22 protein-coding genes are annotated in these 26,308 nt (G+C 61.5%); 14 read left to right on the top strand and 8 right to left on the bottom strand.

The features are described 5' to 3' along the window. Nucleotides 1–31: 31 nt before the first annotated feature. Nucleotides 32–415 (bottom strand): DUF4345 family protein, encoded by a 384-nt coding sequence (locus BM186_RS22085; RefSeq protein ID WP_045734105.1) that lies wholly within the window; start codon nt 413–415, stop codon nt 32–34. Nucleotides 416–544: 129 nt separating this feature from the next. Between BM186_RS22085 and BM186_RS22080 the strand changes: the two genes are divergently transcribed. Both BM186_RS22080 and ypfJ read left to right on the top strand, forming a co-directional pair. Next, nucleotides 545–979, top strand: coding sequence for a DUF411 domain-containing protein (locus BM186_RS22080; protein WP_074918426.1), 435 nt, complete (start codon nt 545–547; stop codon nt 977–979). A 53-nt stretch (nt 980–1,032) separates the two neighbouring features. Next, a complete protein-coding gene (gene ypfJ / locus BM186_RS22075) occupies nt 1,033–1,893 on the top strand; it encodes a KPN_02809 family neutral zinc metallopeptidase (protein WP_074918424.1) in 861 nt (286 codons plus the stop codon). Nucleotides 1,894–1,902: 9 nt separating this feature from the next. Here the strand turns inward: ypfJ and BM186_RS22070 are convergent, their stop codons facing one another. The 3 genes from BM186_RS22070 to BM186_RS22060 form a co-directional block, all read right to left on the bottom strand. Further along, complete coding sequence (locus tag BM186_RS22070; RefSeq protein WP_072423100.1) at nt 1,903–3,072, bottom strand: multidrug effflux MFS transporter; 1,170 nt, start codon at nt 3,070–3,072, stop codon at nt 1,903–1,905. 90 nt (nt 3,073–3,162) lie between these two features. Beyond that, nucleotides 3,163–6,300: an efflux RND transporter permease subunit gene (locus BM186_RS22065; RefSeq protein ID WP_074918422.1), complete on the bottom strand. Its 3,138-nt coding sequence runs from the start codon at nt 6,298–6,300 to the stop codon at nt 3,163–3,165. A gap of 5 nt (nt 6,301–6,305) precedes the next feature. After that, entirely contained in the window at nt 6,306–7,457 is a 1,152-nt protein-coding gene (locus tag BM186_RS22060) for an efflux RND transporter periplasmic adaptor subunit (protein ID WP_074918420.1), read from the bottom strand. Between the two features lie 124 nt (nt 7,458–7,581). On the opposite strand from BM186_RS22060, the gene BM186_RS22055 reads away from it, so the two are divergent. Beyond that, nucleotides 7,582–8,202: a TetR family transcriptional regulator gene (locus BM186_RS22055; protein ID WP_072423103.1), complete on the top strand. Its 621-nt coding sequence runs from the start codon at nt 7,582–7,584 to the stop codon at nt 8,200–8,202. 12 nt (nt 8,203–8,214) lie between these two features. Here BM186_RS22055 and BM186_RS22050 read toward each other — a convergent pair whose 3' ends face one another. Then, nucleotides 8,215–8,412, bottom strand: a complete 198-nt coding sequence (locus BM186_RS22050) for a heavy-metal-associated domain-containing protein (RefSeq protein WP_074918418.1) — start codon at nt 8,410–8,412, stop codon at nt 8,215–8,217. Nucleotides 8,413–8,524: 112 nt separating this feature from the next. On the opposite strand from BM186_RS22050, the gene BM186_RS22045 reads away from it, so the two are divergent. The 8 genes from BM186_RS22045 (at nt 8,525) to cueR (ending at nt 20,009) form a co-directional block, all read left to right on the top strand. Then, nucleotides 8,525–8,917, top strand: a complete 393-nt coding sequence (locus BM186_RS22045) for a hypothetical protein (RefSeq protein ID WP_074918416.1) — start codon at nt 8,525–8,527, stop codon at nt 8,915–8,917. A gap of 64 nt (nt 8,918–8,981) precedes the next feature. Next, nucleotides 8,982–11,354, top strand: coding sequence for a heavy metal translocating P-type ATPase (locus tag BM186_RS22040; RefSeq protein ID WP_074918414.1), 2,373 nt, complete (start codon nt 8,982–8,984; stop codon nt 11,352–11,354). Between the two features lie 108 nt (nt 11,355–11,462). After that, nucleotides 11,463–13,511, top strand: coding sequence for a type VI secretion system Vgr family protein (locus BM186_RS22035; protein ID WP_074918412.1), 2,049 nt, complete (start codon nt 11,463–11,465; stop codon nt 13,509–13,511). After that, nucleotides 13,496–14,332: a DUF4123 domain-containing protein gene (locus BM186_RS22030; RefSeq protein ID WP_074918410.1), complete on the top strand. Its 837-nt coding sequence runs from the start codon at nt 13,496–13,498 to the stop codon at nt 14,330–14,332. The genes BM186_RS22035 and BM186_RS22030 overlap by 16 nt, the downstream gene beginning before the upstream one ends. A gap of 20 nt (nt 14,333–14,352) precedes the next feature. Next, nucleotides 14,353–17,535 (top strand): hypothetical protein, encoded by a 3,183-nt coding sequence (locus tag BM186_RS22025; protein ID WP_074918408.1) that lies wholly within the window; start codon nt 14,353–14,355, stop codon nt 17,533–17,535. A gap of 17 nt (nt 17,536–17,552) precedes the next feature. Further along, nucleotides 17,553–18,527: a tetratricopeptide repeat protein gene (locus tag BM186_RS22020; RefSeq protein WP_074918406.1), complete on the top strand. Its 975-nt coding sequence runs from the start codon at nt 17,553–17,555 to the stop codon at nt 18,525–18,527. Nucleotides 18,528–18,762: 235 nt separating this feature from the next. Further along, nucleotides 18,763–19,509 (top strand): tetratricopeptide repeat protein, encoded by a 747-nt coding sequence (locus BM186_RS22015; RefSeq protein WP_338153442.1) that lies wholly within the window; start codon nt 18,763–18,765, stop codon nt 19,507–19,509. A 62-nt stretch (nt 19,510–19,571) separates the two neighbouring features. Next, nucleotides 19,572–20,009, top strand: a complete 438-nt coding sequence (gene cueR / locus BM186_RS22010) for a Cu(I)-responsive transcriptional regulator (protein ID WP_074918401.1) — start codon at nt 19,572–19,574, stop codon at nt 20,007–20,009. Between the two features lie 97 nt (nt 20,010–20,106). On the opposite strand, the gene BM186_RS22005 is transcribed toward cueR, so the two are convergent. Together BM186_RS22005 and BM186_RS22000 are read right to left on the bottom strand one after the other, a co-directional pair. Continuing rightward, on the bottom strand, nt 20,107–20,994 hold the full coding sequence (locus tag BM186_RS22005) for a PA4780 family RIO1-like protein kinase (RefSeq protein WP_021488028.1): 888 nt from the start codon (nt 20,992–20,994) through the stop codon (nt 20,107–20,109). An 87-nt stretch (nt 20,995–21,081) separates the two neighbouring features. Continuing rightward, complete coding sequence (locus BM186_RS22000) at nt 21,082–21,969, bottom strand: LysR family transcriptional regulator (RefSeq protein ID WP_074918399.1); 888 nt, start codon at nt 21,967–21,969, stop codon at nt 21,082–21,084. A 100-nt stretch (nt 21,970–22,069) separates the two neighbouring features. Here BM186_RS22000 and BM186_RS21995 point away from each other — a divergent pair, with 100 nt between their 5' ends. Together BM186_RS21995 and BM186_RS21990 are read left to right on the top strand one after the other, a co-directional pair. Then, entirely contained in the window at nt 22,070–22,711 is a 642-nt protein-coding gene (locus tag BM186_RS21995; RefSeq protein ID WP_074918397.1) for an NAD(P)-dependent oxidoreductase, read from the top strand. A 62-nt stretch (nt 22,712–22,773) separates the two neighbouring features. Next, nucleotides 22,774–23,064, top strand: a complete 291-nt coding sequence (locus BM186_RS21990; RefSeq protein WP_074918395.1) for a DUF2218 domain-containing protein — start codon at nt 22,774–22,776, stop codon at nt 23,062–23,064. A 3-nt stretch (nt 23,065–23,067) separates the two neighbouring features. Here BM186_RS21990 and BM186_RS21985 read toward each other — a convergent pair whose 3' ends face one another. Further along, nucleotides 23,068–23,811, bottom strand: a complete 744-nt coding sequence (locus BM186_RS21985) for a 5-oxoprolinase subunit PxpA (protein ID WP_026088764.1) — start codon at nt 23,809–23,811, stop codon at nt 23,068–23,070. A gap of 228 nt (nt 23,812–24,039) precedes the next feature. Between BM186_RS21985 and BM186_RS21980 the strand changes: the two genes are divergently transcribed. Next, nucleotides 24,040–26,265 (top strand): TonB-dependent receptor domain-containing protein, encoded by a 2,226-nt coding sequence (locus tag BM186_RS21980; protein WP_074918392.1) that lies wholly within the window; start codon nt 24,040–24,042, stop codon nt 26,263–26,265. The last annotated feature ends 43 nt before the right edge of the window (nt 26,266–26,308 follow it).

Raw genomic sequence — 26,308 nt, 5'->3', positions numbered from 1 at the left:
GGGTTTGCCTGCTGCCTAGTGGCCGAACGGCTCAGCGTGACAAGCCGCGCAACGCCCACCAGGCCAGCCCGGCCGACACCACTTCGAGCAGCAACGCGTAGAGGTTGAAGGTCTGCTGTGCGCCGCCATCCAGCCACAGCCCGGCAATGCGCGCCAGCGCCAGCGAGCTGTACAGCAGCACCAGCAAAAGCAGCGCCGGGCGCAGCAAATCCATACGCAGCAGCGCCATCGCCAGATAAGCCGCCAGGCCCAGTTGCAGCCCGCCATAATAGGCACGCACTTCGGTCACCGCCGCATTGCCCATCAGCAACGCGCCGCTGAAGCTGGCCATTTCCTCGGGCCGTATGAAGTAGGCCAGCCCCAACACGAGCAAGGCAGCGATCTGGATCGACAGGACGATTCGGGCGAACAGCATGGGCGGGTTCCAGGCAATGAGTGGCTGCCGCCAGCATAGGCCGCCACTGGTCGCGACGCATAGTCGCAATGGCTTGGGCAGTCGTCATGCCGGCGCTATGCTGAGCGCTCGATTATCTGGAGCTTTGCCATGCGTCGTTCCCTGCTCGCCCTCTGCCTGTTCACCAGCCTGGCTCACGCCAGCGAGCCACTGACCATCGATGTGCACCGCGATGCCAACTGCGGCTGCTGCAAGGCCTGGATCAGCCATCTGCAGGACAATGGCTTCACCGTCAACGACCATGTCGAGGCCGACATGAGTGCGCTCAAGCAGCGACTGGGCGTGCCGCCGCGCCTGGCCTCCTGTCACACCGGCGTGATCGACGGCAAGTTCGTCGAGGGTCATGTACCGGCCGCCGACATTCTCAAACTGCGTGAGCGCGTGGATCTGATCGGCGCTGCCGTACCCGGCATGCCCGTGGGCTCGCCCGGTATGGAGTATGGCGACCGTGTCGATGCCTATCAGGTCATCGGCCTGGATCGCGAGCGCCAGGATCAGTTGCTCAGTGACTACCCGGCCAACTGAGTTGGGCACGGGGGCAGCTACACTGCAGCGATCAGCAACCAGGGAGTGCCGCCATGCGCTGGCAACGCGGTAGACGTAGTGACAACGTGGTGGATGCGCGCGGCCGTTCCGGCAGGCGCCTAGGCGGCGGCCTGAGCCTCGGCGGCGTGGCGGTGATCGTCATTGTCGGCCTGCTGATGGGCCAGGACCCGCTGCAGATTCTCGTCCAGATCGCCGGCCAGGCCACCCAGCCGCAGGTTACCCAAACGCAGAGCGCGCCAGCGGCGAATGACGAGCAGAGCGAGTTCGTCCGCGCCATCCTCGGCGACACCGAAGACACCTGGCGCGAGCTGTTCCAGCAGGCCGGCCAGCAGTATCGCGATCCGCAACTGGTGCTGTTCTCCGGCGGCGTCAATTCCGCCTGCGGTTTCGCCAGTTCGGCGGTTGGCCCCTTCTACTGCCCCGGTGATCAGCGCGTGTATCTGGACATGGCGTTTTTCCGCGAGATGGAGCAACGCTTCTCCGCTGCCGGCGACTTCGCCCAGGCCTACGTGATCGCCCATGAAGTCGGCCATCACGTACAGACCCTGCTGGGCGTATCGGCCAAAGTCAACGCGGCGCGCCAGCGCGGCGAGCGGGTGGAAGGCGATGGCGGCCTGCTGGTGCGCCAGGAACTGCAGGCCGACTGCCTGGCCGGAGTCTGGGCCCATCATGCGCAGCGACGCCACGATTGGCTCGAGGCCGGCGACCTGGAAGAAGCCCTCAACGCGGCCAGCGCCATCGGTGATGACCGCCTGCAGAAGCAGTCGCGTGGTCAGGTAGTGCCGGACGCCTTCACCCATGGCACCTCGCAGCAGCGCGTACGCTGGTTCAGCACCGGTTTCGAGAGTGGTCAGCCGGGGCGTTGCGACACCTTCAAGGTCGCGCGACTGTAACCCGCCGGCTCACACCACGAAGCGCTTGCTCCACCAGGCAAAGCCGCAGGCAGCAGCGCCGCACAGGGCGATCACCAGCGCCATGGGCATGGCCGAGCCATCGTGCAGGAAAGCTACCAGCGCCGAAGCGCTGGCCGCCACGCTGAACTGCATGCTACCCAGCAGCCCGGAAGCGCTGCCGGCATGCCGGCCCTGCCCGGCCATGGCGCAAGCCGTGGCATTGGGCAGCACGCAACCGAGGCTGGCGACGCAGATGAACAACGGAATCAGCAGCGGCCACAGCTGCGCCGGTTGCCACAGCGCCAACGCCAGCAGGCACAGGCCGCTGGTCAGGTACACCAGCACCATGCGCCGCAGCCACAGCGCCGGGCCGCCGCGCAGCACCAGACGCGCATTGACCTGCGCCATGATCACGAAGCCTGCCGCGTTGCTGCCGAACAGCCAGCCATAATGCTCGGCCGGCACGCCGTACAGCTCGATGAACACGAAGGGCGAGCCGGCGATATAGGCGAACATGCCGGCCATCGCCACACCGCCGGCCAGGCTGTAGCCCATGAACGGTGCATTGCCCAACAGCGCGCGGTACTGGCCGAAGGCGCCGCTCAGCGGCGCCGGTTGCAGATGCTGCGGACGGGTCTCCGGCAACCACAACAGCACGGCCAGCAGGCACAGGCCGGAGAAAATCGCCAGGCTATGGAAGATCCACGGCCAGCCCAGGGTGCCCAGCAGCAGCCCGCCCCCCAGAGGCGCGAGAATCGGCGCCAGGCCCATCACCAGCACCAGTTGCGAGAACACCTTGGCCGAAGCCAGTGGATCGCACAGGTCGCGCACCACCGCACGGGTGATCACCATCCCGGCGCAGCCGCCGAGGGCCTGGACGAAGCGTGCCGTCACCAGCCATTCCAGGTTCGGTGCCAGGGCACAAGCCAGCGATGCCACGGTGAACAACGCCACCCCGACCAACAGCGGCACGCGGCGACCGAAACGATCCGCCAACGGCCCGTAGAACAGCTGGCCAATGGCGATACCGACGAAATAGGCCGCCAGCGACAGTTGAATATGTTCGACGTCGGTGCCGAATTGCTGGGCCAGCGTGGGGAAACTTGGCAGGTAGAAATCGATGGCCAAGGGGCCAAAGGCGCACAGCGCGCCCAGGATCAGCAGGGTTCGCAGGTTCATGAATAATCCGCAAAATTGTTAGCCGGCTAATCATCTCACCGACCAGGCCGCAGATGAAAGCGCGGATCGCCGAACGACGGTTCGCGCTTATCAATGCGGCGGCTGTTCTTCCCTGGCCTTGCCGCGCTGGCTCACCCGCTGCGCCGCCGACTCCACCAGCAGGTAGAACATCGGGATGAGGAAGGTGGCCAACAGCGTGGCCGCGAGCATGCCGCCGATCACCCCGGTGCCGATGGAGTGGCGACTGGCCGAACCCGCACCGGAGCTGATGGCCAGCGGCACGCAACCGAGGATGAAGGCCAGCGAAGTCATCACGATGGGGCGGAAACGCAGCTTGGCCGCCTCCAGCGCCGAGTCGAAGATGCCCTTGCCTTCGGCGCGCAGCAGCACGGCGAACTCGACGATAAGGATGGCGTTCTTCGCCGCCAGACCGATCAGGGTGACCAGGCCGACCTGGAAGTACACGTCGTTCTGAATGCCGCGCAGCCACACTGCGAGAATCGCCCCGAACACCGCGAACGGCACGGCGGTGACCACCGCCAACGGCAGCGTCCAGCGCTCGTACTGCGCGGCAAGAATCAGGAAGACCAGAATCAGGCCGAAGACGAAGGCCTGGGTGCCCGAACCCTGAGTCGCCAGTTCCTGGTAGGCCGAGCCGATCCAGCCCAGGCTGTAGTCCTCGCCCAGCACCTCATCGGCCACTTCCTGCATCGCCGCCAGTGCCTGCCCGGAGCTGTAACCCGGCGCCGGGCCACCGAGGACCTTGGCCGAGGGATAGACGTTGAAACGGTCATAGGAGTCCGGCCCGAGGATGCGCCGCACGCGCAACAGGGTCGACAGCGGCACCAGATCGCCACTGCTGGAGCGTACGTAGACCTGGCCAAGATCTTCCGGCTTGCGGCGGAACTCCGATTCCGACTGCAGGCTGACCTGCCAGGTACGTCCGTAAAGGGTGAAATCGTTGACGTAGTAACTGCCGAAGGTGGCCTGCATCGCGGTGAACACATCGCTGACGCTGACGCCCAGTGCGCGCGTCTTGGTGCGATCCAGATCGATGTAGTACTGCGGCACGTTGGCGCTGAAGGTACTCTGAATGCCGGCCAGCTCCGGTCGCTTGCTGGCGGCCTCGACGAAGGCGTGGACCTTCTCGCCGAGCTGTTCGACGCTGCCTCCGGAACGATCCTGAATGAAAGACTCGAAGCCACCGGTGGTACTCATGCCGGTGATCGGCGGTGGGTTGAACGACAACACCAGGCCATCCTTCTGCGCGGCGCCCATACCCATGAACTCGCGCGTCAGATTGCGCGCATCGAGCTCGGGCGTGGTGCGCTCGCTCCAGTCCTTGAGCGGCACGAAGGACACCCCGGCGTTGCTGCGCACGCCGAAGGTGAGCACATCGAAACCGGCGAAGGTCACTACGTCTTCGACTGCCGGATGCTCCATCAGCTGCTGACTCACCGCCCCACTCAGCGCCTCGGTGCGATTGAGCGAGGCGGCCGGCGGCAGGTAATAGGCGTTGATCACATAGCCCTGATCCTCATCGGGCACCAGCGAGCCGGGCACCCGTGAAAACAGCAGCATGATCAGCGCGATCATGCCGCCGAACAGCAGCAGGCCGACCAGCGAACGCTTGAGGAAGAAACGCACCCCCGCGCCATAGCCCTCGGTGGCCCTGTCGAAGAAGCGGTTGAAGGCGCGAAATGGCGCAGCCGGTTCATGGTGGCCAGGTTTGAGCAACAAGGCGCAGAGTGCGGGCGAAAGGGTCAGGGCGACGATGCCGGAAATCACCACAGACACCGCGATGGTGATCGCGAACTGCTTGTACATCTGCCCCGCCAGGCCGCCGAGAAAACCTACCGGCACGAACACCGCGCAGAGCACCAGGACGATGGCGATGATCGGCCCGGTGACCTCCTCCATCGCCTTGATTGAGGCCTCGCGCGCATTCAGCCCCTGAGTGCGCATCACCCGCTCGACGTTCTCGATCACCACGATGGCATCGTCCACCACGATGCCGATGGCCAGAACCATGCCGAACAGGGTCAGCAGGTTGATGGAGAAACCCAGCATGTACATGCCGGCGAAAGTGCCAACCAGCGACACCGGAATGGCCAGCACCGGAATCAGCGTGGCGCGCCAGTTCTGCAGGAAGATGAACACCACCAGCACCACCAGCACCAGCGCCTCGAAGAAGGTGTGGATCACCTCTGTGATCGAGACCTGGACGAACTTGGTGGTGTCATAGGGGATCTTGTAGGCGATGCCCTCGGGGAAGCGCTTGGCCAAGCGCTGCATGGTGCGTTCGACCGCCTCGGCGGTGTCCAGGGCGTTGGCGCCGGGCTGCAGGTAGATGCCGAAAGCGGCGTTCTGCTGACCATTGAGGGTGGTGACCAGCGAGTAGTCCTGCGCACCCAGCTCGACCCGCGCCACGTCCTTGAGCAGCAGGCTGGCTCCGGTATCGTCGGTACGCAGGATGACGCTCTCGAACTCCTTCGGGTCGGTGAATCGCCCTTGCGTGGTGACCGTGTAAGTGAAGTCCTGCGGTTCCTTCAACGGTTGCTGGCCGAAGCTGCCGGCGGCGAACTGCGAATTCTGCTCGCGAATGGCGTTGACCACATCGGTCGGTGTCAGGTTGTACTGCGCCAGCTTGTCCGGGCGCAGCCAGATGCGCATGGAATAGTCCTTGGAACCGAACTGGCTGGCATCGCCAACGCCCTTGAGGCGCTTGAGCTCGTCAATGACGTTGATCAGCGCGTAGTTGCTGATGAAGATCGGGTCGCGCGAATCATCCGGCGAATAGAGTGTGATCACCTGAAGAATGTCGGACGACTTCTTCTCCACCTTCACACCCTGGCGGCGCACTTCCTCGGGCAGCTTGGCCAATGCCGCCTGCACCTTGTTGTTGACGTTGATGGTGGCCTGGTCCGGGTCGGTGCCGACCGCGAAGTACACCGTAAGACTCATCGCCCCGCTGCTGGAGGAGTTGGACAGCTGGTAGATCATGTCCTCGACGCCGTTGATCGCCTGCTCCAGCGGCGCCGCCACGGTTTCAGCGATGACCTGCGAACTGGCGCCAGGGTAAGCGGCGCTCACCGACACCTGCGGCGGCAGGATTTCCGGGTACTGAGCAATGGGCAACGCGCGCATCGCAGCCAGGCCGGCGAGCACGATGACGATGGAGATGACGGTAGCGAACACCGGACGGTCGATGAAGAAGCGCGAGATCATGGTCGTTACTCCTGCGCCGGGCTGGCTGGCGTGGCTGCCTTCGCCTCCTCGACCTGCACCGGGCTGTCCGGTCGTACCTTGGCCAGACCGTCGACTATCACCCGCTCACCATCGCTGACACCGGCCAGAATCACCCAGCGGCCGCCAGCCGTATCGCCCGTGGTGACCTGGCGCATGCGCGCGACACTCTGCTCGTCCACCACATAGACGAAGGTACCGCGCGGCCCCTGAGCCACGGAGCGCTCCGGTACGGTGATGGCGTTGGGACGGGTCAGGCCCTTGACCTGCACGCGCACAAACTGCCCGGGCAGCAGCTTCTGCTCGGGGTTCGGCACCACGCCCCGGGCGCTGACGGTGCCGGTACCGCGGTCGATCAGGCTGTCGGTGAAATCCACTTCGCCCGCTGTCGGATAGGCCGAGCCATCACCGAAATACACCTCCACACTGAGTTTGCCGCTGCTCGGTGGCACCAGGCTGCCTTCGGACAATTCACGGCGCAGGCGCTCGGCCTCAGCGTCCGGGTAGGCGAAGTTGACGAAGATCGGGTCGAGCTGGGTGATCTGCGTCAGCAGGCTGGCACTAGGGTCGCCGGCGACGATCAGGCTGCCTTCGGAGACGCTTTCCTTGCTGGTGATGCCGGTGATCGGCGCCTTGACCGTGGTGTAGTCGAGGTCGATCTGGCGCGACTGAACCTCGGCCTGGGCCGCCTCGATATTGGCCTTGCTCTGCTCGAAATTGGAGATGGCATTGTCCAGTTCGCTCTCGCTGGCGAAGCCCTTCTTCTGCAGTTCACGGATGCGTTTGAGGTCGCGATCGGTCTGGCGAAAACGCGCCTGTTCCTGCGCCAGCGCGCCCTTGGCACGGGCCAGGGCAGCCTCGTAAGGGCGTGGATCGATGCGAAACAGCACCTGATCCTTCTGCACCCGACTACCCTCCTGATAGGTGCGCTCCTGCAGGATGCCGCCGACCTGGGCCCGAACCTGCACCTCGCGGTACCCGGTGGTTCGCGCTGGATATTCCAGCACGATGGGCAGTTCGCCGGCCTTGATCTGCTCGACCGTCACCGCTGTTGGTGGCGCATCGGCAGCCTCGATGCTCGCGGCCAGCAGGACCAGGCTGAAGGGCAGGCAGAAACCGACCAGACGAACGAAGGGCATGAGGCATTCCTCTCCTTGGCTAGACACGGGACAGAAGCAGGACAACCAAGCCCGCCACCAGCAGGCGGGGCAAAATCGGTAAACTCGGCACAATCTGAGCCTAGTTCCAATTAACCGGATCGCCATGCGTAGAACCAAAGAAGATGCGGAGAAGACCCGCTGCGCCATCCTCGCTGCTGCGGAACAGTTGTTCCTAGAGCGTGGGGTCGCCCATACCAGCCTTGAGCATATCGCCAGACATGCCGGGGTTACGCGCGGCGCGGTTTATTGGCACTTCCAGAACAAGGCGCACCTGTTCCACGAAATGCTCAATCAGGTACGCCTGCCGCTGGAGCCGCTGGCCCAGCAACTGGCGGCGGTCGATGGCCTGTCATCGCTGCAGCTGCTGCGCGATCTGTGCATAGAAGCCATGGCCAATCTGGTGCTCGACGAACAGCGCCGGCGCATCCTCACCGTGCTGCTGCGCCGCTGCGAGTTCACCGAGGAACTGCGCGAGGCCGAGGAGCGTCATGAGACCTTCGTCAATCAGTTCATCGACCTGTGCGAACAGCAGTTCGCCCTGTCGACCGTGCAGCCGTATCTGCAGCCGGGCATCACCCCGCGCCTGGCCTCACGCACCTTGCATGCGCTACTCGTCGGCCTGTTCAGTGACTGGCTGCGCGATCCCAATCTGTTCGATGCCCAGACCGATACCCCGGCGATGATCGACAGTTGCTTTCGCGGCCTGCTGCGGCAATGGCCTTAGCAGGCCCGAGCTCTACGCGGGGGCAATCTCGTAACCCTCTTCACGAATGGCGGCCTGTATCTGCGCGGCATCCAGGTTGCCCTCCACTCGCACCAGGCCCGCGGCCAGATCGACTTCGACTCTGGCCGTCTGCTCAAGCGCCTGGATCGCCTGGGTGACAGCCCGCACGCAATGACCGCATGACATTCCGCTAACCTTGAATTGTTGCATTGCTGACTCCTTGAATCAGTGGTCGATGGGCGTAGTCTCGACCTTGCCACGATGGCAAGGTCAAGCCCTTGCTTCATGTCACCCGCGCCGTTTCCTACATGAGGACCTTGCCATGCGTCTGCTCTGCCCCGCCCTTGCCCTGCTGCTGGCGCCTCTGGCTCAGGCCGAACCACTGGCGCCGCTGCCCTCGACCAGCCAGGGCGAAGGCTACGCGGTGCTGATCGTCTCGCGCGAACGCCTGGAGGTGGCCACCACCTGCGAGGTAGCCCTGTATCTGCATGACCAGATGGCCGCCCGCCTGCATCAGGGCCAGTCGGTGTCCTTCAACCTGCCGCCAGGCCGCGTCTCACTGCGCCTTGGCCTGACCGGCACCGGTCCCTGTCAGGACGGTATCAACCAGCTCGCCGGTCAGTCGCTGGAACTGCAGGCCGGCGAGGTGCGCCGCTATCGCATCGCCATGGGCAGCGATGGCCTGCGACTGCATGCCGCGCCGATGCTGAACTGAAGACTTGACCTTGCCATGGGGGCAAGGTTGATCCTGTAGCCACGACGTTACAGGGAACCAAACCATGACCACTTTCGACCTGCCCATCCAGGGCATGACCTGCGCCAGTTGCGCCGGTCGTGTCGAGCGCGCGCTGAACAAGCTGCCGCAGGTAAGCAGCGCCAGCGTCAACTTGGCCAACGACCAGGCACGCGTCGAAGCCCCCGCAGCCAGCCTGCCCCTGCTGATCAGCGCCATCGAAGGAGCCGGTTACAGCGTGCCCAGCCAGCCGCTGGAGTTGGCCATCGAGGGCATGACCTGCGCCAGCTGCGTCGGTCGTATCGAACGCGCGCTGGGCAAACTGCCGGGTATCAGCCAGGTCGCCGTCAATCTCGCCGATGAGAAGGCGCGCCTGCAGGTATTCGCCGGTTTCGATCCGCAACAGGCGCTGAAGGCGGTGACCGCCGCCGGTTACAAGGCCAGCCTGCTGGGCAACAGCCCGGCCGCGGATCGGGCACAACGCCGTTTGCAGCGGGAACGCCTGACGCTGCTGGCCGCTATCGCCCTGACTCTGCCGCTGGTGCTGCCGATGCTGGTCGAGCCCTTCGGCCTGCACTGGATGCTGCCGGCCTGGGTGCAATTCCTGCTCGCCACGCCGGTGCAATTCATTTTCGGCGCGCGTTTTTACCGCGCCGCCTGGCAGGCGCTGAAGGCCCGTGCCGGCAACATGGATCAACTGGTGGCCATCGGCACCAGCGCCGGTTACGGCCTGAGCCTGTACCAGTGGGCCGTGACCCCGGCCGGGCAGATGCCGCACCTGTATTTCGAGGCCTCGGCGGTGATCATCAGCCTGATCCTGCTCGGTAAGTACCTGGAAAGCCGCGCCAAGCGCCAGACCGCCAGCGCCATCCGCGCGTTGCAGGCACTGCGCCCCGATCACGCAGTGCGCCTGGTGGAGGGTCGTGAAGAACGTGTCGGCATCGACGCGCTGGCACTGGGCGACCGGATTCTGGTCAAGCCCGGCGAACGCTTCCCGGTCGACGGCCAGGTGCTGGAAGGCAACAGCCATGCCGACGAAGCGCTGATCAGCGGTGAAAGCCTGCCGGTGGCCAAACAGCCGGGCGACAAGGTCACGGCTGGCGCCATCAACGGTGAAGGTCGCCTGCTGGTGGAAACCACTGCCCTCGGCGCCGAAACCGTGCTGTCACGGATCATCCGCCTGGTCGAAGACGCCCAGGCTGCCAAGGCGCCGATCCAGAAGCTGGTGGACAAGGTCAGCCAGGTATTCGTCCCGGCGGTGCTACTGATCGCCCTGGCCACGCTGCTGGGCTGGCTGGCGTTCGGCGCATCACTGGAAAACGCCCTGCTCAACGCCGTCGCCGTACTTGTCATCGCCTGCCCCTGCGCGCTGGGCCTGGCCACGCCGACCGCGATCATGGCCGGCACTGGAGTCGCCGCGCGTCATGGCATCCTGATCAAGGACGCCGAAGCACTGGAAGTGGCGCACGCCGTGCGGCACATCGCCTTCGACAAGACCGGCACCCTCACCGAAGGCAAGCCGCGCATCGTCCACATCGGCCTGGGCGAAGCCGACGAGGACGAACTGCTGCGCCTGGCCGGCGGTCTGCAACAGGGCAGCGAGCACCCGCTGGCCAAGGCCGTGCTGCAGCGCTGCACCGAACAGCACATCACGCTGCCGGCGCTGAGCGACAGCCGCGCGCTGGCCGGGCGCGGTATCGCCGGCGAAATCGAGGGTCGCTCCCTGCAACTGGGTAGCAGCCGCCTGCTGGAGGAAAACCAATTGCAGGCCGACGCGCTGACTGCATCCGCGCACACCTGGGAAGCCGAAGGCCGCACGCTGTCCTGGCTGATCGAAACCGGCAGCACGCCACGCCTGCTTGGCCTGCTGGCCTTCGGTGATCAACTCAAGGACGGCGCCGCCGAAGCCATCGCCGAGCTGCGCGAGCAGGGCATCACCAGCCACCTGATCAGTGGCGATAACCAGGGCAGCGTTGCAGCAGTGGCTGGCGTTCTGGGCATCGATAAGCCACACGCCCAGGTGCTACCAGCGGACAAGGCGCAGCTGATCGGTGAACTACGCCAGCACGGTACCGTGGCCATGGTCGGCGACGGCATCAACGACGCACCGGCGCTGGCCGCTGCGGATGTCGGCATCGCCATGGGCGGCGGCACCGATGCCGCCATGCACGCGGCCGGCATCACCCTGATGCGCGGCGACCCGCGCCTGGTGCCGGCCGCGCTGGAGATCAGCCGGCGCACCTACGCCAAGATCCGCCAGAACCTGTTCTGGGCCTTCATCTACAACCTAATCGGCATCCCGCTGGCCGCCGCCGGCCTGCTCAACCCGATGTTCGCTGGCGCCGCCATGGCGCTGTCCAGCGTCAGCGTGGTGAGCAACGCGCTGCTGCTCAATCGCTGGAGACCGAAGGGATCGTAGCCGGTATTTTCTTGAACCGGCGCATAGTATGGGAATGCCATCATTGAACCAAGGCGCGCTGTCCGGCACCCTTCAGGCCTCGCCCAACTCACGGATGGAGGCCACGGCATGCTGGATGCCAACCAGGCGCATATCACCCTCACCATTGCCGCGGTCGAAAATGACCTGCAGGTTTTGAGCTTCGAGGGGCGCGAAACGCTTAACAAGCCCTACCGCTTCGATATCGAACTGATCAGCCAGAACGCCAGTCTAGACCTCGACGCGCTGATCAATCAGACCGCCTACCTGGCCTTCGGCCCCTCCGGAAAAGGCGTGCATGGCGTGGTCTACGCCATCACGCAAGGCGACTCCGGCAAACGCCTGACCCACTACCGCATCAGCCTGCGGCCGCAACTCGCCTACCTGGCTCACCGCTACAACCAGCGCATCTTCCAGTACCTGACGGTGCCACAGATCATCAGCCAGGTCCTCGAAGACCATGGTATCCAGAGCGACGCCTATCAATTCCAGCTCGGTTATATCTATCCCGAACGCGACTACTGCGTGCAATACGATGAAAGCGACCTGCACTTCATCCAGCGCCTGTGCGAGGAAGAAGGCATCAGCTTCCACTTCCAACACAGCGAAGACAGCCATCGCCTGGTGTTCGGCGACGACGCCAGCGTCTTCCCCAAGCTCGCCCCGCTGAACTACCAGCAGGGCAGCGGCCTGTCCGCTGACCACGAAGTGGTGCGCACCTTTGGTGTGCGCCTGGAAACCCGCAGCACCCACGCCACCTGGCGCGACTATGACTTCGAGCAGCCCAAGCTGCAGATGGAGGCGGACTACCGCAGCGAGTTCAGCCCGGCACTGGAGGTCTACGACTACCCTGGTCGCTTCACCGACCGCACACGCGGCAAGCACCTGGCCAAACGTAGCCTGGAGCGTCTGCGCAGCGACTACGAACTGGCTGAAGGCCAGAGCGACGCCTACCTGATCAGCGGCCACTTCCTCGCCCTCGCTGGTCATCCGCGTGCACAGTGGAACGACCTCTGGCTACTCAATGAAGTCATCCACGAAGGCAAGCAGCCACAGGTGCTGGAAGAGTCGGTGACCAGCAACACCACACCTGGCGACGGGTTCCAGCAGGGCTACCGCAACAGCTTCAGCGCCACTCCCTGGGACATCCCCTACCGCCCAGCGCTCGAACATCGCAAACCCAAGGTGCTGGGTAGCCAGACGGCCGTGGTCACCGGCCCGGCTGGCGAGGAAATCCACTGCGACCAGTACGGCCGGGTGAAGGTGCAGTTCCACTGGGACCGCGAAGGCCTGGGCAACGACACCACCAGTTGCTGGCTGCGCGTGGCCTCCAACTGGGCTGGCAAGGCCTACGGCGGCATCACCATTCCCCGGGTGGGCATGGAAGTGCTGGTCAACTTCCTCGAAGGCGACCCCGACCAGCCGCTGATCACCGGCTGCCTGTACCACGCCGAGCACGTGGTGCCCTACGACCTGCCGGCGAACAAGACCCGCAGCGTCTTCAAGACCCTGAGCAGCCCAGGCGGTGGCGGCTACAACGAATTTCGCATCGAAGACCACAAGGGCGCCGAGCAGATCTACATCCACGCCCAGCGCGACTGGGACGAGAACATCGAGCACAACCAGAAGATCCACGTCGGCAACGAGCGCCACGATACGGTCGAAGCCAACAGCTACACCGAGCTTCAGGCCGAAGAACATCGCACCACCGACCTCGACCGCAAGGTGGAAGTGCGCGCCAACGACCACCTCACCGTAGGCACCACTCAGCACGTGAAGGTCGGCACCGGCCTGTTTATCGAAGCTGGCAACGAGATTCACTACAACGCCGGTAGCAAAGTGGTGATTGATGCGGGCATGGAGCTCACCGCCGCAGGCGGCGGCAGCTTCCTCAAGCTCGACCCCAGCGGCGTCACGCTGAGCGGGGCGACGATCAAGATGAATTCGGGGGGTGGGCCGGGTAGTGGGTCGGGGTTGAAGATTCTGGCGCCGACGCTACCCAATGCTGCAGACCGTGACCGTCTCGGTTCCCTCTTGGCACCGCCCAGACCACAGCCGGTCTTATCTTTCGGCCCGCTGTGCGGCAAACAGAGCAACGGTGCCTGTAGCCGGGGAGATTGTCCATGCATGAAGGGCTGAACAACTTCATTGCCAAGCTGGAGCAATCCATACCCACACTACCGGCTGATCAACCGACATGGCACTTCATCATTGACCAACAAACCGTGCCGGATGCCCAAGCCAAGGTGTTCGCCATCGATGAGCCTGCAGAACAGATCCTCTTGTTCCAAAGGACTGATTTTCATCACCTGGCCGATCAGGGCCCACTGTGGTTCAGTGCTGAGGCCGGCAGTGCGCTGCAACAGCTGGGGGAATTGCTTTGCCAGCAGCAGTGCGCTGGTATTGCGCTCTGCGCAGCAGACCGCGACGCGGCCATCGCTCATGCGTGCTGGCTGCTGACGGTCAACGATGGTTCCGGTGGTCAGAGCCTGATCAACTATTACCGCCCCGACATATGGGCGGCGATGGCCTTGACCTCATCAGAACAGCTATTTGCCCCTTGGTCCGCGGTTTATAGCCCGGCACCGCATGCACTTGGCGCTAGACCGCAACATTGGATCGGCTGGCATGCGCCGCTCGACTATTCGCCAAACACCGTACAGAAGCATTACAGCCTGACAGCATCCACCCAACTGACCCAGCGTACCCTGCGCTGGGTTTACTGGATCGACAGGCACTACACGAAGTTCAACGCTCCCCACGGCCAACAACTACCCGCGATCGTCGATAACCTGGAGTTGCTGGTGGACCACGGCATTAGCGAAGGACGCTGGCTAGTGAGACTGGCTGACCTGGTCAGCCGGACACGGCTCGAGGAGCAGGAACCTGTCATGGCCATTCTGCGCGGTAAGGCCGACCCCTTCATCAAAGTCGATCAAATATTGGCGCAGAATCTCTAGCGCAATTGGAATGGAAGCCCATGTTCCCCATCACGCCTTCCGCCCCACGTGGCGATACCCAACCGACACCCCACTCGACATCGGCCGAAGCAGCTACGCGTCCGCAGCAGATCTTGCAATTGCCGGCAGAGCCAGTGATAGAACCGGCCGAAGCGGACTGCTTCGACAAGACGCAGACTCCGGCCTGCTCGCCCCGCTTTGCCAATGTCATCTACGCCACGGAAGAAAAAGCCTTCTGGCTACTGCCGGAGCGGGCGGCCAACGCCATCAAGGAGGCGGCACAACGTTTAGAGCAGGACATTTCCCCGGACAAAAGCGCCGAGGATCGTAAGAAGGGCCTCGATGCCAACGGCCTGCTGGAACACTTTCTGGAGCCACGCCTGAGCTTCTTTCTAGAAGGCGAAGAACAGGCCTGGATGCAGCGTTTCGAGTCGGAGAACCGTTTCCCCAATGGCCGCTATATCAATGAGCGCCGGGATTTGCTCACCGACCCACGTAATCTGGCCTTTCACAGAAACAAGGAGCGCCTGGATACTCTGAATCAATGGCTTGGGCTCTACAACAGTGCTATCTCCGAAGCGCATCACCAAGGCTATGACTATCAGGATGGCCGGCTATTCAGCCCGCAGGCAGTAGCGGCCCGCAATGCCGTACAGGCCTACCTGGAGGCTCGCAACGCGCTACTCGAACAAGGTGAGCTACCAACCTATACTTTGCAAGAGATCGCCGAACTGATGCAGGAGGCCAAGCGTCGCTATGACGATGCCATCGACTGCACCGTCAACTGCAGAGCTCAGTTCAGAAGCTACCAGGTGTGGAAGGAGCAGCAGCAAAGCGCTTTCGATTATGCGCAGTACATTGATGCCATTCTCAAGGCTGCCGACTACGGCCTAGCCCTGCCCGAGTTCGCCCTGATCAGCGACGAGCACTCCGGTGTGGTCAGCGGCATCGAGAGCTTCAAGGAATACCTTGGCCTCATCGATGCACAGCGTCGCCTGGAACAAAAGATGGAGGAGCGATATCAAGGCTGGATTCGGGCAAGCGGCGAGAACCTCCAGGCTCCCGCCGGATTGCTGAAAGCGGAAAAACAGGCCTGGAGCGCGCTGGAAGACCAAAAACTGCAGATTCGCTGGCGTGCGCAATGGGTCGTATCCAACACCCAGCCACGCCGCCACCTGCTCTGGGAGCCGGAACAGTTCGAGCCCAAGCCGGTCGATCGCTTGGTCAAGGTCGGTTTTCCCTTGCGCGAGGTCAGCCTGCCCGACACGCCCGGCCAACCGCTGCGTCACCTAAGCCTGAAGGTGCTAAAAAGCCTGCTGAAACCAGCAACAAAGCGCAGCGCGAGCTTCGCCGGTAACAGCAGCGGCCAGCAAGGCGAAGATCACGCCTCCAGCGACTTCAGTGACTGGCTCAAGGGCATGGGCAGCATCGAAATCAAGGACCAGGAAGGCCCTTGGTTCGACGCTGAAGGCTGGTTCGATGTCGAACGCTTCTACCAATATGTCAGCCAGCGCAAAGGCTACCGGGTAGACGCCCTGCAGGATGCCGGCACTCGCCAGGAATGGGGCGAACGCCTGCGCCAGGTGCTGTTTCAAGACGATGCTGTCCGTCAGCTGCGCCTGTTCGATCCCACGCCCCAAGCGCAACTGGTGCGCTGCCTTACGCCACCGCAACCGAGCATTCATGGCGGCGCCTCGGTCGACGGGCCGTCCTTCGCCCTGCACGAAGGGGTAACCGCCGGCGCTCGGGCGCATTTCAATGTCGACTTGGCCAGGGGAGAAATCGAACTGGGGAAAATCGATCTGCCGGAACGCTCCGCCGCCACGGATGTACAGGCCACCTATATCAACTACCAACAACAGCTGGCGACGATGAACCTGGGCCGCTTCTCGGTGCACCTGGGCGCCCGCGCCTGGGGCTACACCGGGGTAGCCATGATGCTCGCCGCCGAACTGGAGCTGTCGCCTGGCAATACCGGCTATGGCGCCACCCTCGATCCCGTAGAGCCGGCCGAACGTGAGGCCAATAGCACCAGCGCAGCCGGCAATGCGCGCACTGGGCAGGTGGTAACGGGACAAGGCGCCAAAGCCCAAATCGAGGACGGAGCATCGGCCAGCTTCAACCTGTTCGCCGGCGTCCAGGTCGGGATCAAGCTCACTGGTGCCCTGAATTGGGCACCTCCCAAGCAGTTGGCGGACCTACGTGCCCTGCCCGCTTATACCGACGGGCAAGCCCCCAACGACGGCTGGCTCAGCCTCGCCCGCCTTGAAGGCGAACTGGCTGCAGCGATCGGAGTCGGCGCCAAGGGAGAGGTGACCCTCTCCCTGGACAAAGGCTGCCTGATCCTGCGCATCAAGGCCGCGCTAATCGCCGGCCCCGGCGTCTCTGGTACTCTGGCTTTTGCCGTGGGCTACGAAGCCATCATCGAACTGATCAACCTGATGCGCCGCGAACTGCGCGAAAACCAGTATCACAACCTGGAGTGGGTCGAAGGTTCCGCCTTCGACTTCATCAGCAAGCTCAACGTATTGGGCGCTGTGGGCATCGACGTTGGCATGGTCTACATGTTGAGCCTGCGTAACGCCGACATTGTTATGAATCTCTACGAAGCCCTGACCAGTGGCGGCAAGGGCGGGCCAATCGCCCATGCGATCATGGGCTACGAAGACCAGGCCGAACTGGAACGGTGGTTTGTCGATGCCACTCCGGAAGCCCTGGGGCCGATGCTGATGACGCTGCTGTTCAGGCCGGAGGCGTTTGAGGCCATCGATTTCGTCGAAACGCAGGAAGGCGTGCACGAGCGAGTAACGCGATATGACGGGGCCGAATGCCACCTCCTGCAGCAACGGGCCATCGAGAGAATTTTGGGCTGGCTTGTACGCAATGCTCAGCAAACGGGAACCCTCGACAATGCCCGACGTCAGTTCGATGAAGCCTGCTCACGAATGAATCGCTTTGGTACCAAAGAGCCGCAAACAGGACAGGCCTACTGCACCAACCGGATGCGAATGGATAAATTTATGGCTGAAGGAGTTATGCGTATCGGTCCTCAAGGGCCGATGGGTGATGATTTGCGGGCTCGCTATAAAGAACATGTCAAAATCTTGGGTCAACTAAGAGACAGTTACTGCCGGCGCAGCGACTACTACGGACATACATTTGTCCCAGGCGGCCGTGCTACATATACAGGGCCCAACGAATAAGCCATTGGAACTATATAATGTTTTTCAGACACCTCATTGCCAGTGCACTAACAACCCTGCTTTGCTTTTCAGCTTGGGCAGCCCCACTCACACCGGAGCAACACGCGGCCAAGGAAAAAGGCATTGCCCTATACAACCAATACAAAGCCATCTCTGCTGAACCATATTTAAAAATAGCAGCACAGGCAGGTGATAAAGAAGCGCAATATTACTTAGGCGAAGCGCTCCGCCTTAACAATCGGTTCATGACCGAAGAAGCCTATAAATGGTACGTGGCCGCTGCTGAACAAGGGGATTATTACGCCATGTACCGCCTCTCGGGCACCGGTAGCGACCTATGCTCAGCGATGGGAAATTGTCCACCTGACCATAGAACTCCGGGGGATTGGTTATTACTCGGCAGAAAGACCGCTCAAGCGCTCGCAGAAAAAGGCGACAGTGAAGCAATGTATGTTCTTTACTATCTAAGCAACAATTTCGAATGGTTAGAGAAGTCCGCCGAAGCAGGATTCCCCATTGCTCAATATGATTTGGCTCGACTCTACGAACAAGGTAAAGGATTTTTTTTCCCCCCCTGGAAGCGTTCAGAGAAAGTTGAGGAGCTGGCCAAAAAATCCGCAGAAGGCGACTTTATAGCAGGAATTTTTCTATATCAACAATTCTTGGAAGGTGATGATACCGCTATACGATACTGGACAGAAAAAGCAGTCAACCTAGGGTCAGCAGAGGCAATTTATGGTTATGGTGCCTTTTTAGCCCATGAGCCAGAGCAATATGGATTCCCTTTAGATCTAATCAAAGCATATGGTTTTATCTATATGCTTAAAGACTTGGACGGAGGGGGCGGCATGCAAGAAAATGTAGAGTACAAGCTCCCCAAAATCGCTTCAAAAATGACACCCGAACAAATCGAACAAGCCAAAGTCTTTGCCGAAGAATGGAAGGCCACTCATCCGCCGCTTTCCTTCTTCCCACCCAAATTAGGCTTCTAACACTAAAACGCCCCTAAGACGCTCAATTGCACTACTGGCAACGCTGCTATTTAGCTGCGCGCTACTGGCAAACCAGCTAACGCCAGAGCAGCAAGTCGCCAAAGAACAAGGCATTGTCCTATACAACCAATACAAAGCCATCTCTGCCGAACCGTATTTGGAAATAGCAGCACAGGCAGGTGATAAAGAAGCGCAATATTACTTAGGCGAAGCACTACGCCTTAACAATCGGTTCATGACCGAAGAAGCCTATAAATGGTACGCGGCCGCTGCTGAGCAAGGGGACTATTACGCCATGTATCGTCTATCGGGCACCGGCAGCGACCTATGCTCTGTAATGGGCAACTGCCCACCTGACCATAGAACTCCAGGGGATTGGTTATTACTCGGCAGAAAGACCGCTCAAGCTCTCGCAGAAAAAGGCGACAGTGAAGCAATGTATGCTCTTTACTATTTGACCAACAATTTCGACTGGATAGAGAAATCCGCCGAAGCTGGGTTTCCTATTGCTCAATATGATTTGGCCAGACTCTATGATCAAGGCAAAGGCTTTTTCTTTACCCCTTGGAAGCGCTCAGAGAGAGTCGAAGAGCTAGCCAAAAAATCCGCAGAAGGCGGCTGCATAAAAGGCATCATGCTATATCAAAATCTTTTAGAAGGTAAAAAAGATATTGAAATTTACTGGACAAAAAAAGCAGTTGCACTTGGATCGGCAGAAGCTGTCTACGCGTATGGCTCCGGCCTCGCCCATGTACCAAAAGACTATGGCTACCCTTTAGACTTAGTAAAAGGTTACGGCTTTATTTATATGCTATTAGAGCTAGATGGGGGAGGAGGTTTGAAAGAATATGCCGAAGACATACTCCCAGACATCGCCAGCCAAATGACTGCCAAACAAATCGAAGAAGCCAAAGCCTTTGCCAAAGAATGGAAGGCTACCCATCCGCCACTTTCCTTCTTCCCGCCCAAACTCGGCTTCTAACACTCGGGTTCAACCCTCTGGCATAGTCACGCGGAGTTTCTGCCGACAAGAAGGCCGCATCCATGAACATCGGCCAAGCCGCCAAACACACTGGCCTCAGCGCCAAGATGATTCGCTACTACGAGTCCATCGACCTGCTGCCCCATGCCGGGCGATCGGAGAGTGGTTACCGGCAGTACAACGCGGGTGATCTGCACCGCCTGGCCTTTATCAAGCGGGCGCGGGATCTGGGCTTTTCTTTGGAAGAAGTCGGCAAGCTGCTGGCGCTGTGGCAGGACAAGCAGCGCGCCAGTGCCGATGTGAAGGCGCTGGCCGAGGTGCATATCGCCGAATTGGAGCGCAAGATTGCCGAAATGAGTGCGCTGCGCGACACGCTAGTGGATCTGGCGAACAGTTGCCAGGGCGACAACCGGCCAGACTGCCCGATCCTGAAGGGCATCGAGCAGGGCATAAGCTGTGGCGCACCAGGCTGCTCGCATGGGAGTGAGGGCGTTTCGTAGCCCGGATGCAATCCGGGGGAATGCGAGCGTCATTTTCGGGCGCAGCGAGGCCCACAAAGCCAGGTGCGCGCGGCGCACCCTACGGAGTGGAGCCCTCTCAGCGCATCCAGGGCGGTATCGGTTCGGCGTCCTTGGGTTCATCTTCGGCGTTGAGCAGGGCCTGCTTTTTCGCTTCCTCGGCCAGGGCAGCCTTGATCTCTCGCATCACCGCGTCGATGTCGGCAGCGTCCTCGGGCTCGGCGAACTCACCGCTCAGCTGCGTATCGGGCAGCAGTTTACCGGCCTCGTAAAGCGCCCACATTTCCTTGGCGTACTTGGTGTACTTGAGCTCCGGGGCAAACTGGCCGAAGTACTCGGCCATGTTGCGCACATCGCGCTCGAGCATGCTGAAGGCGTGGTTGTTGGCGGCGGCGTCCACGGCTTGCGGCAGATCGATGATCACCGGGCCCTCAGGGCCGAGCAGCACGTTGAATTCCGACAAGTCGCCGTGCACCAGGCCGGCGCAGAGCATCTTGACGATCTCCTGGATCATGAAGGCGTGAAATTCACGGGCGTCGTCCGGGTGCAGGTCGACATCATTGAGACGCGGCGCAACATCGCCCTCGCCGTCGCCCACCAGTTCCATCAGCAGCACGCCATCGAGAAAGTCGTAGGGCTTGGGAACCCTCACACCGGCATTGGCCAGGCGAAACAACGCAGCGACCTCGGCATTCTGCCAGGCCTGCTCCTGCTCCTTGCGTCCATACTTGCTGCCCTTGGCCATGGCCCGCGCCTGACGGCTGCCACGCACCTTGCGGCCTTCCTGATACTCGGAAGCCTGGCGAAAACTACGTTTATTGGCTTCCTTGTAGACCTTGGCACAGCGCAGCTCGTCGCCACACCTCACCACATAGACCGCTGCTTCCTTGCCACTCATCAGTGGTCGCAGCACCTCATCCACCAGGCCATCCTCGACCAGGGGTTCAATACGTTTGGGCGTCTTCATCGGTGTGGATCACGGGTCCTTTCTGACGGAGAAAATGATTATGGCGCCATCCTCGCATAGCCAGAGGCGTATGCCGACTATTGATCATCATGCACTGAACAGATGACGCCTGAGCGCCTCGATGGCATAGCGCACTTTGGCCGGTTGCGCATCGCGCCGTGGCGTGACGATATGCAGGCCGATAGGCTCGAGTTGCCAATCCGGCAGCAGCGGCAACAGCTCGCCGCGAGCCAGCAGTTCACGGACTTCCGGCTCTGGCTGCAGCGACACGCCCATACCCGCCAGAGTGAATTGACGCGCGGCCAGGATGTTGTTGCAGCTGATGCGTGTCTCCAGCCGCAGGCGCTGCTGCACTCCACCGGGGCCAAGCAAGGTCAGGTGCTGGCTGCGTTCCAGATGTAGGCCGATCCAGTCGAGCTTGAGCAATTGCGGCGGTTCGATTGGCAAACCGACGCGTGCCAGGTAGGCCGGAGCGGCGCACAGGATCATCCGCCAATCGGTCACATAACGGGCCACCAGGCTGGAGTCCTCCTGGCGGCCGACACGGATGGCGAGATCGATGCGCGACTCGATCAGGTCGATCTGTTCATCGTGAAAGAACAGGCTCAGGCTCAACCCCGGATGAGCACTGAGCAATGGCGCCAGCGCTTCGCTCAGCAGCGGTCCGGAAAACCCGACCGGGGCAGCGACACGCAACTCGCCTACCGGCGCATCACGCTGCTCTGCCAGGCGCTGCTCGGCTTGCTCGGCCAGTTCGACTATCTGTCGGCAGCTTTCATAGAACTGCGCACCCGCCTCGCTAAGGGTCAGCTTGCGGGTGGTGCGATGCAGCAGCGTGACGCCAGTAGCCTCCTCCAGTCGACGTATCTGCTGACTGACCGCCGAAGCCGTCATGCCCATGGCTTCGGCAGCCGCGACCATCGAGCCCTTCTGCACCACGGTGGCGAACAACGCCATGCGCTTTAGCTGCTCCATTATGAAGCCCCACTTAATTATCCATGTGCATCAGGCCACTTTTTCCGGGGTTTATCCAGCAGCGATCATGTGTTCATCGTCACTATTGGAGATTACCCCAATGAAAATCGCACTGATCGGTGCCACTGGTTATGTCGGCGCGCCGCTGCTGCAAGAAGCACTGAGTCGCGGTCATCAGGTCACCGCACTAGTACGCCAGCCAAAAAAGCTGAACGCACACCCGCAACTCACCGTCGTTGAGGCGGACGTTCACGACAGCGCAGCACTGACCCAGCAGTTGCACGGCCACGACGCGGTAATCAGCGCCTTCAACCCAGGCTGGGGCGTGGCGGAGATTCGCGAGCAGTTCATCGCCGGCAGCCGCTCGATCATCGCAGCGAGCAAGCAGGCAGGCGTCAAACGTCTGCTGGTGGTCGGTGGTGCCGGCAGTCTGTACGTCGCCCCCAACGTGCAATTGATCGATACACCGGACTTTCCTGCCGAGTACAAGGAAGGCGCCGAGGGTGCGCGCCAGACGCTGGAAATCCTGCGCGGCGAACAGGATCTGGAGTGGACCTTTCTCTCACCAGCCGCGCTGCTCTTACCAGGCCCACGTACCGGCAAGTTCCGCCTGGGCCGGGAGGAGTTGCTGATGAACGGTAATGAGCCGGGCAGCATTTCGGTGGCCGACCTGGCCGTAGCACTGCTGGACGAAGTCGAGCAGCCGCAGCACATTCGCCAACGCTTTACCCTGGCGTACTGAACCACGCCGCGCTGTCGCAACACGGCAGCCACACGGAAATACACAGCCCAAGAGGATTTTGCATGACCCTATTCAGCAGCAGTGCCTTCGTCGCTACCGATACCCCGGCGCGCTATATCAGTCGTCTGTGCAAGCACTTCGCACACAAGATTCCAGTCAGCTTCGACGAGCACCAGGGCCGTATCGAATTCGGCGCCGGTGTGGCGACCTTGAAGGCAGAGAACCAGGGCTTGCGCCTACAGGTGGAAAGCGCCAGCAGCGAAGACCTGCAACGCCTGGAGGGCGTGGTCGGCAGTCACTTCGAGCGCTTCGCCTGGCAGGAGGAGCTGACCCTGGACTGGCAGCCAATCTGACCCTCAAAGCGCATCCAGCCGAGCGCGCAAACGGCGCAACACCGCCAGCGACTCGGGGTTGTCGCCATGCACGCAGAGGCTATCAGCCCGCAGACGCAGCGGCTTGCCATCGATGTCGGCAAAGGACTCGCCGCTGGCAATGGCCAACGCCTGGTCCAGGATTCGCTCGGGATCATGGTGCACCGCGCCGCTGAGCCGGCGCGGCGCCAGTTGCCCATCTGACAGATAGGCGCGGTCGGCGAACGCCTCGAACATCAGCGGCACATCGGCCTCGTCGGCCAGACGCAACTCCCGATCGTTGTCAGCCAGCGCCAGCACCATCAGCGGCAAGCCCTTGCGGTAGCTGGCACAGGCATCGAGTACTGCGGTGAGCAGCGCATCATCACGAACCAGATCGTTGTAAAGCGCGCCATGCGGCTTGACGTAAGCCAGCTGACAGCCGCGCGCTCGGCAAAAGGCATCCAGCGCCCCCACCTGATACAGCACCAGCGCGCGAACCTCTTCCGGCGAGCACTGCAGATGGCGCCGACCAAAGCCCTGCAGATCCGGATAGGAAGGATGCGCGCCAATGCTCACGCCATGCGCCACCGCTAGCTCGACGCTGCGCGCCATGATCAGCGGATCGCCCGCATGGAAGCCGCACGCCAGGTTGGCCTGATCGATCAGCGGCATGGCCAGCTCGTCGTCGCCCATGCGCCAGGCGCCGAAGCCCTCGCCCATGTCGCAGTTGAGAAGAATAGGGTTCATGCCGGCAGCTTAGAGCGCCTGGAAAGCCTGCGTAAAGCCCGAGCAACACTCGAGAATTAATCGCATTTACAAAATTTACACCTGCCTGCAGCCCAACCACCGCGGCCTCTCCAGCCGGTTGCCATGCCCATCGATATCATCCGCAATTGAACCTTATATGCAAATCACTATCATCCCGGCCGTTTGCCACCGTTCCGCCTGCACCCTATTACTGCCAGGAGTAGATCGATGTCCGCCCTAAATTCCCGCACCGCTTTGGCCAGCGCCATTGCTCTGGCCGCCAGTTTCGGCGCCCAGGCCAACGAGCCTATCGCCCTGGGCGATGTGGTAGTCAGTGCTTCCGGCTTCGAACAGAAGATCACCGAAGCCCCGGCCAGCATCAGCGTGATCAGCCGCGAGGAGTTGCAGCAGAAGCGTTACAACAACTTGGCACAGGCATTGGGCGACGTTGAGGGCATCGATATCGGCCAGGGCACTGGCAAGACCGGCGGACTGAACATCAGTATCCGTGGCATGCCTAGCCAATACACCCTGATCCTGATCGACGGCCGCCGTCAGAATGCAGCCGGCAATGTCACCCCAAATGGTTTCAATGAGACCTCAACCAGTTTCATGCCGCCGATGTCCGCCATTGAGCGTATCGAGGTGATTCGTGGGCCGATGTCGACCTTGTATGGATCCGACGCCATGGGCGGGGTGATCAACATCATCACCCGCAAGGTTGGCAAAGAGTGGACGGGCTCTTTGACCCAGGACTACACCTATCAGGAATATCGCGATTTCGGCGATACCCGCAGCACCAGCGTCTATGCCAGCGGTCCGCTGATCGACGAGCTGCTCGGTTTGCAAGTACGGGGAAGCCTGTTCAATCGCGAAGAATCCGACCTGAGCTACGGTAACGGCGTGGAAGTCAGCAAGCGCGGCCCATCCCCAGTCGATGGTGGCACCAACAATCTGGGCGCACGCCTGGCTCTCACGCCGCACGAGAATCACGACTTCGGTCTGGACATTGAGCGCAGCCGCCAGAAGTACAACAACGATGAGTGCCAGCTCGGCAGTCTCGATGGCTTGAACCGCGACTGCACTGCCAATGCCACCACCGCCAATGGTTATGCCGACGAGTTACGTTTCGAACGCGAGCAGATCGCCTTGACCCACACCGCGCGTCTGGACTTCGGCACTCTGGATTCCAGCCTGATGCACAACCGCACCGAAACCATCGGCCGTACCATTCCAGGTAACGTTATCGGCAATAGCTCCGGCATCCCAGGCACGCTGATTGGTGATGATCGCGATCTGGAGACAACCAACCTGGTTTTCGACAGCAAACTCGTAGCACCAATAGGTGAGTCGCATATTGCCACCCTCGGCGGTCAGTGGTGGAAAGCCGAAATGACGGACGGCATCGCACTGGACGAGTTCGAGCAAAAAACCTGGGCACTCTTCGCCGAAGATGAATGGCGCCTGCGTGACGATCTGGCCCTGACCTTGGGTGCTCGTTATGACGACCACGAAGCCTTCGGCGGCCACGTGAGCCCGCGCGCCTATCTGGTGTGGAATACCACTGACAGCTGGACACTCAAAGGAGGCATCAGCCGTGGGTACAAGACTCCGGATCTGAACGACCTGCATGGCGGCATCAACGGTGTCACCAGCCAGGGACAGGTCGTCACCATCGGCAACCCAAACCTGAAGCCTGAGACGACCACCAACACCGAATTTGGCGTCTACTTCGACAGCCTGTCCGGCTTCAATGCCAACGCCACGCTGTTCCACAACAAATTCAAGGACAAGATCGCTACCGGCGATCCCATCGCCGATCCGCTGTGCAGTGGTAACGCTGCAAGTGGCGGACTCCCGGCTGGCACCTGCTCGCAACAGATAAATATCGACGAGGCGGTCACCCAGGGCCTGGAACTGGCAGCGAGCTGGAACTTCGCGCCTGCCTGGACACTTTCGGGTAATTACACCTACACCGACAGCGAACAGAAAAGCGGCGACAACAAAGGCGAACCGCTGACCAATACTCCCGAACACCTGGCCAATGCCAAGCTCGCCTGGCAGACCACTGATCACCTCAACCTCTGGCTCAAGAGTGAATACCGTGGTGAACGTGCTCGCTTTACCTCAAGGTACGAGAACCTGGCCAACACCAACGGAAGTTACTCCACCAATCAGTCGATCTATGACACCTTGGGCAAGAACACCAAGGCCTACACCCTGCTCCATCTGGGTGGCTCGTTCAAAGCCTCAAAAAATGTGACTATCAACGCCGCTATTTATAACTTGCTCGACAAGGACTTCGTCAAAGGCAAGGCGTACACCACTTATGCAAATAACGGCACCGCCAATGGCACAGCCTATGGCACCGATTACATCCAGAGCACCCAGTCCACTACTGGCATGATGGAAGAAGGTCGTCGCCTGTGGCTGTCGACGGTCATCGAATTCTGACCACAACCGCTCAACGCAGAACGCCAGCCCCAGGGCTGGCGTT

It is taken from the genome of Ectopseudomonas toyotomiensis (assembly GCF_900115695.1).
GTDB classification, from domain to species: Bacteria; Pseudomonadota; Gammaproteobacteria; order Pseudomonadales; family Pseudomonadaceae; genus Aquipseudomonas; species Aquipseudomonas toyotomiensis.
This window is presented reverse-complemented; position numbering and strand designations above follow the sequence as displayed.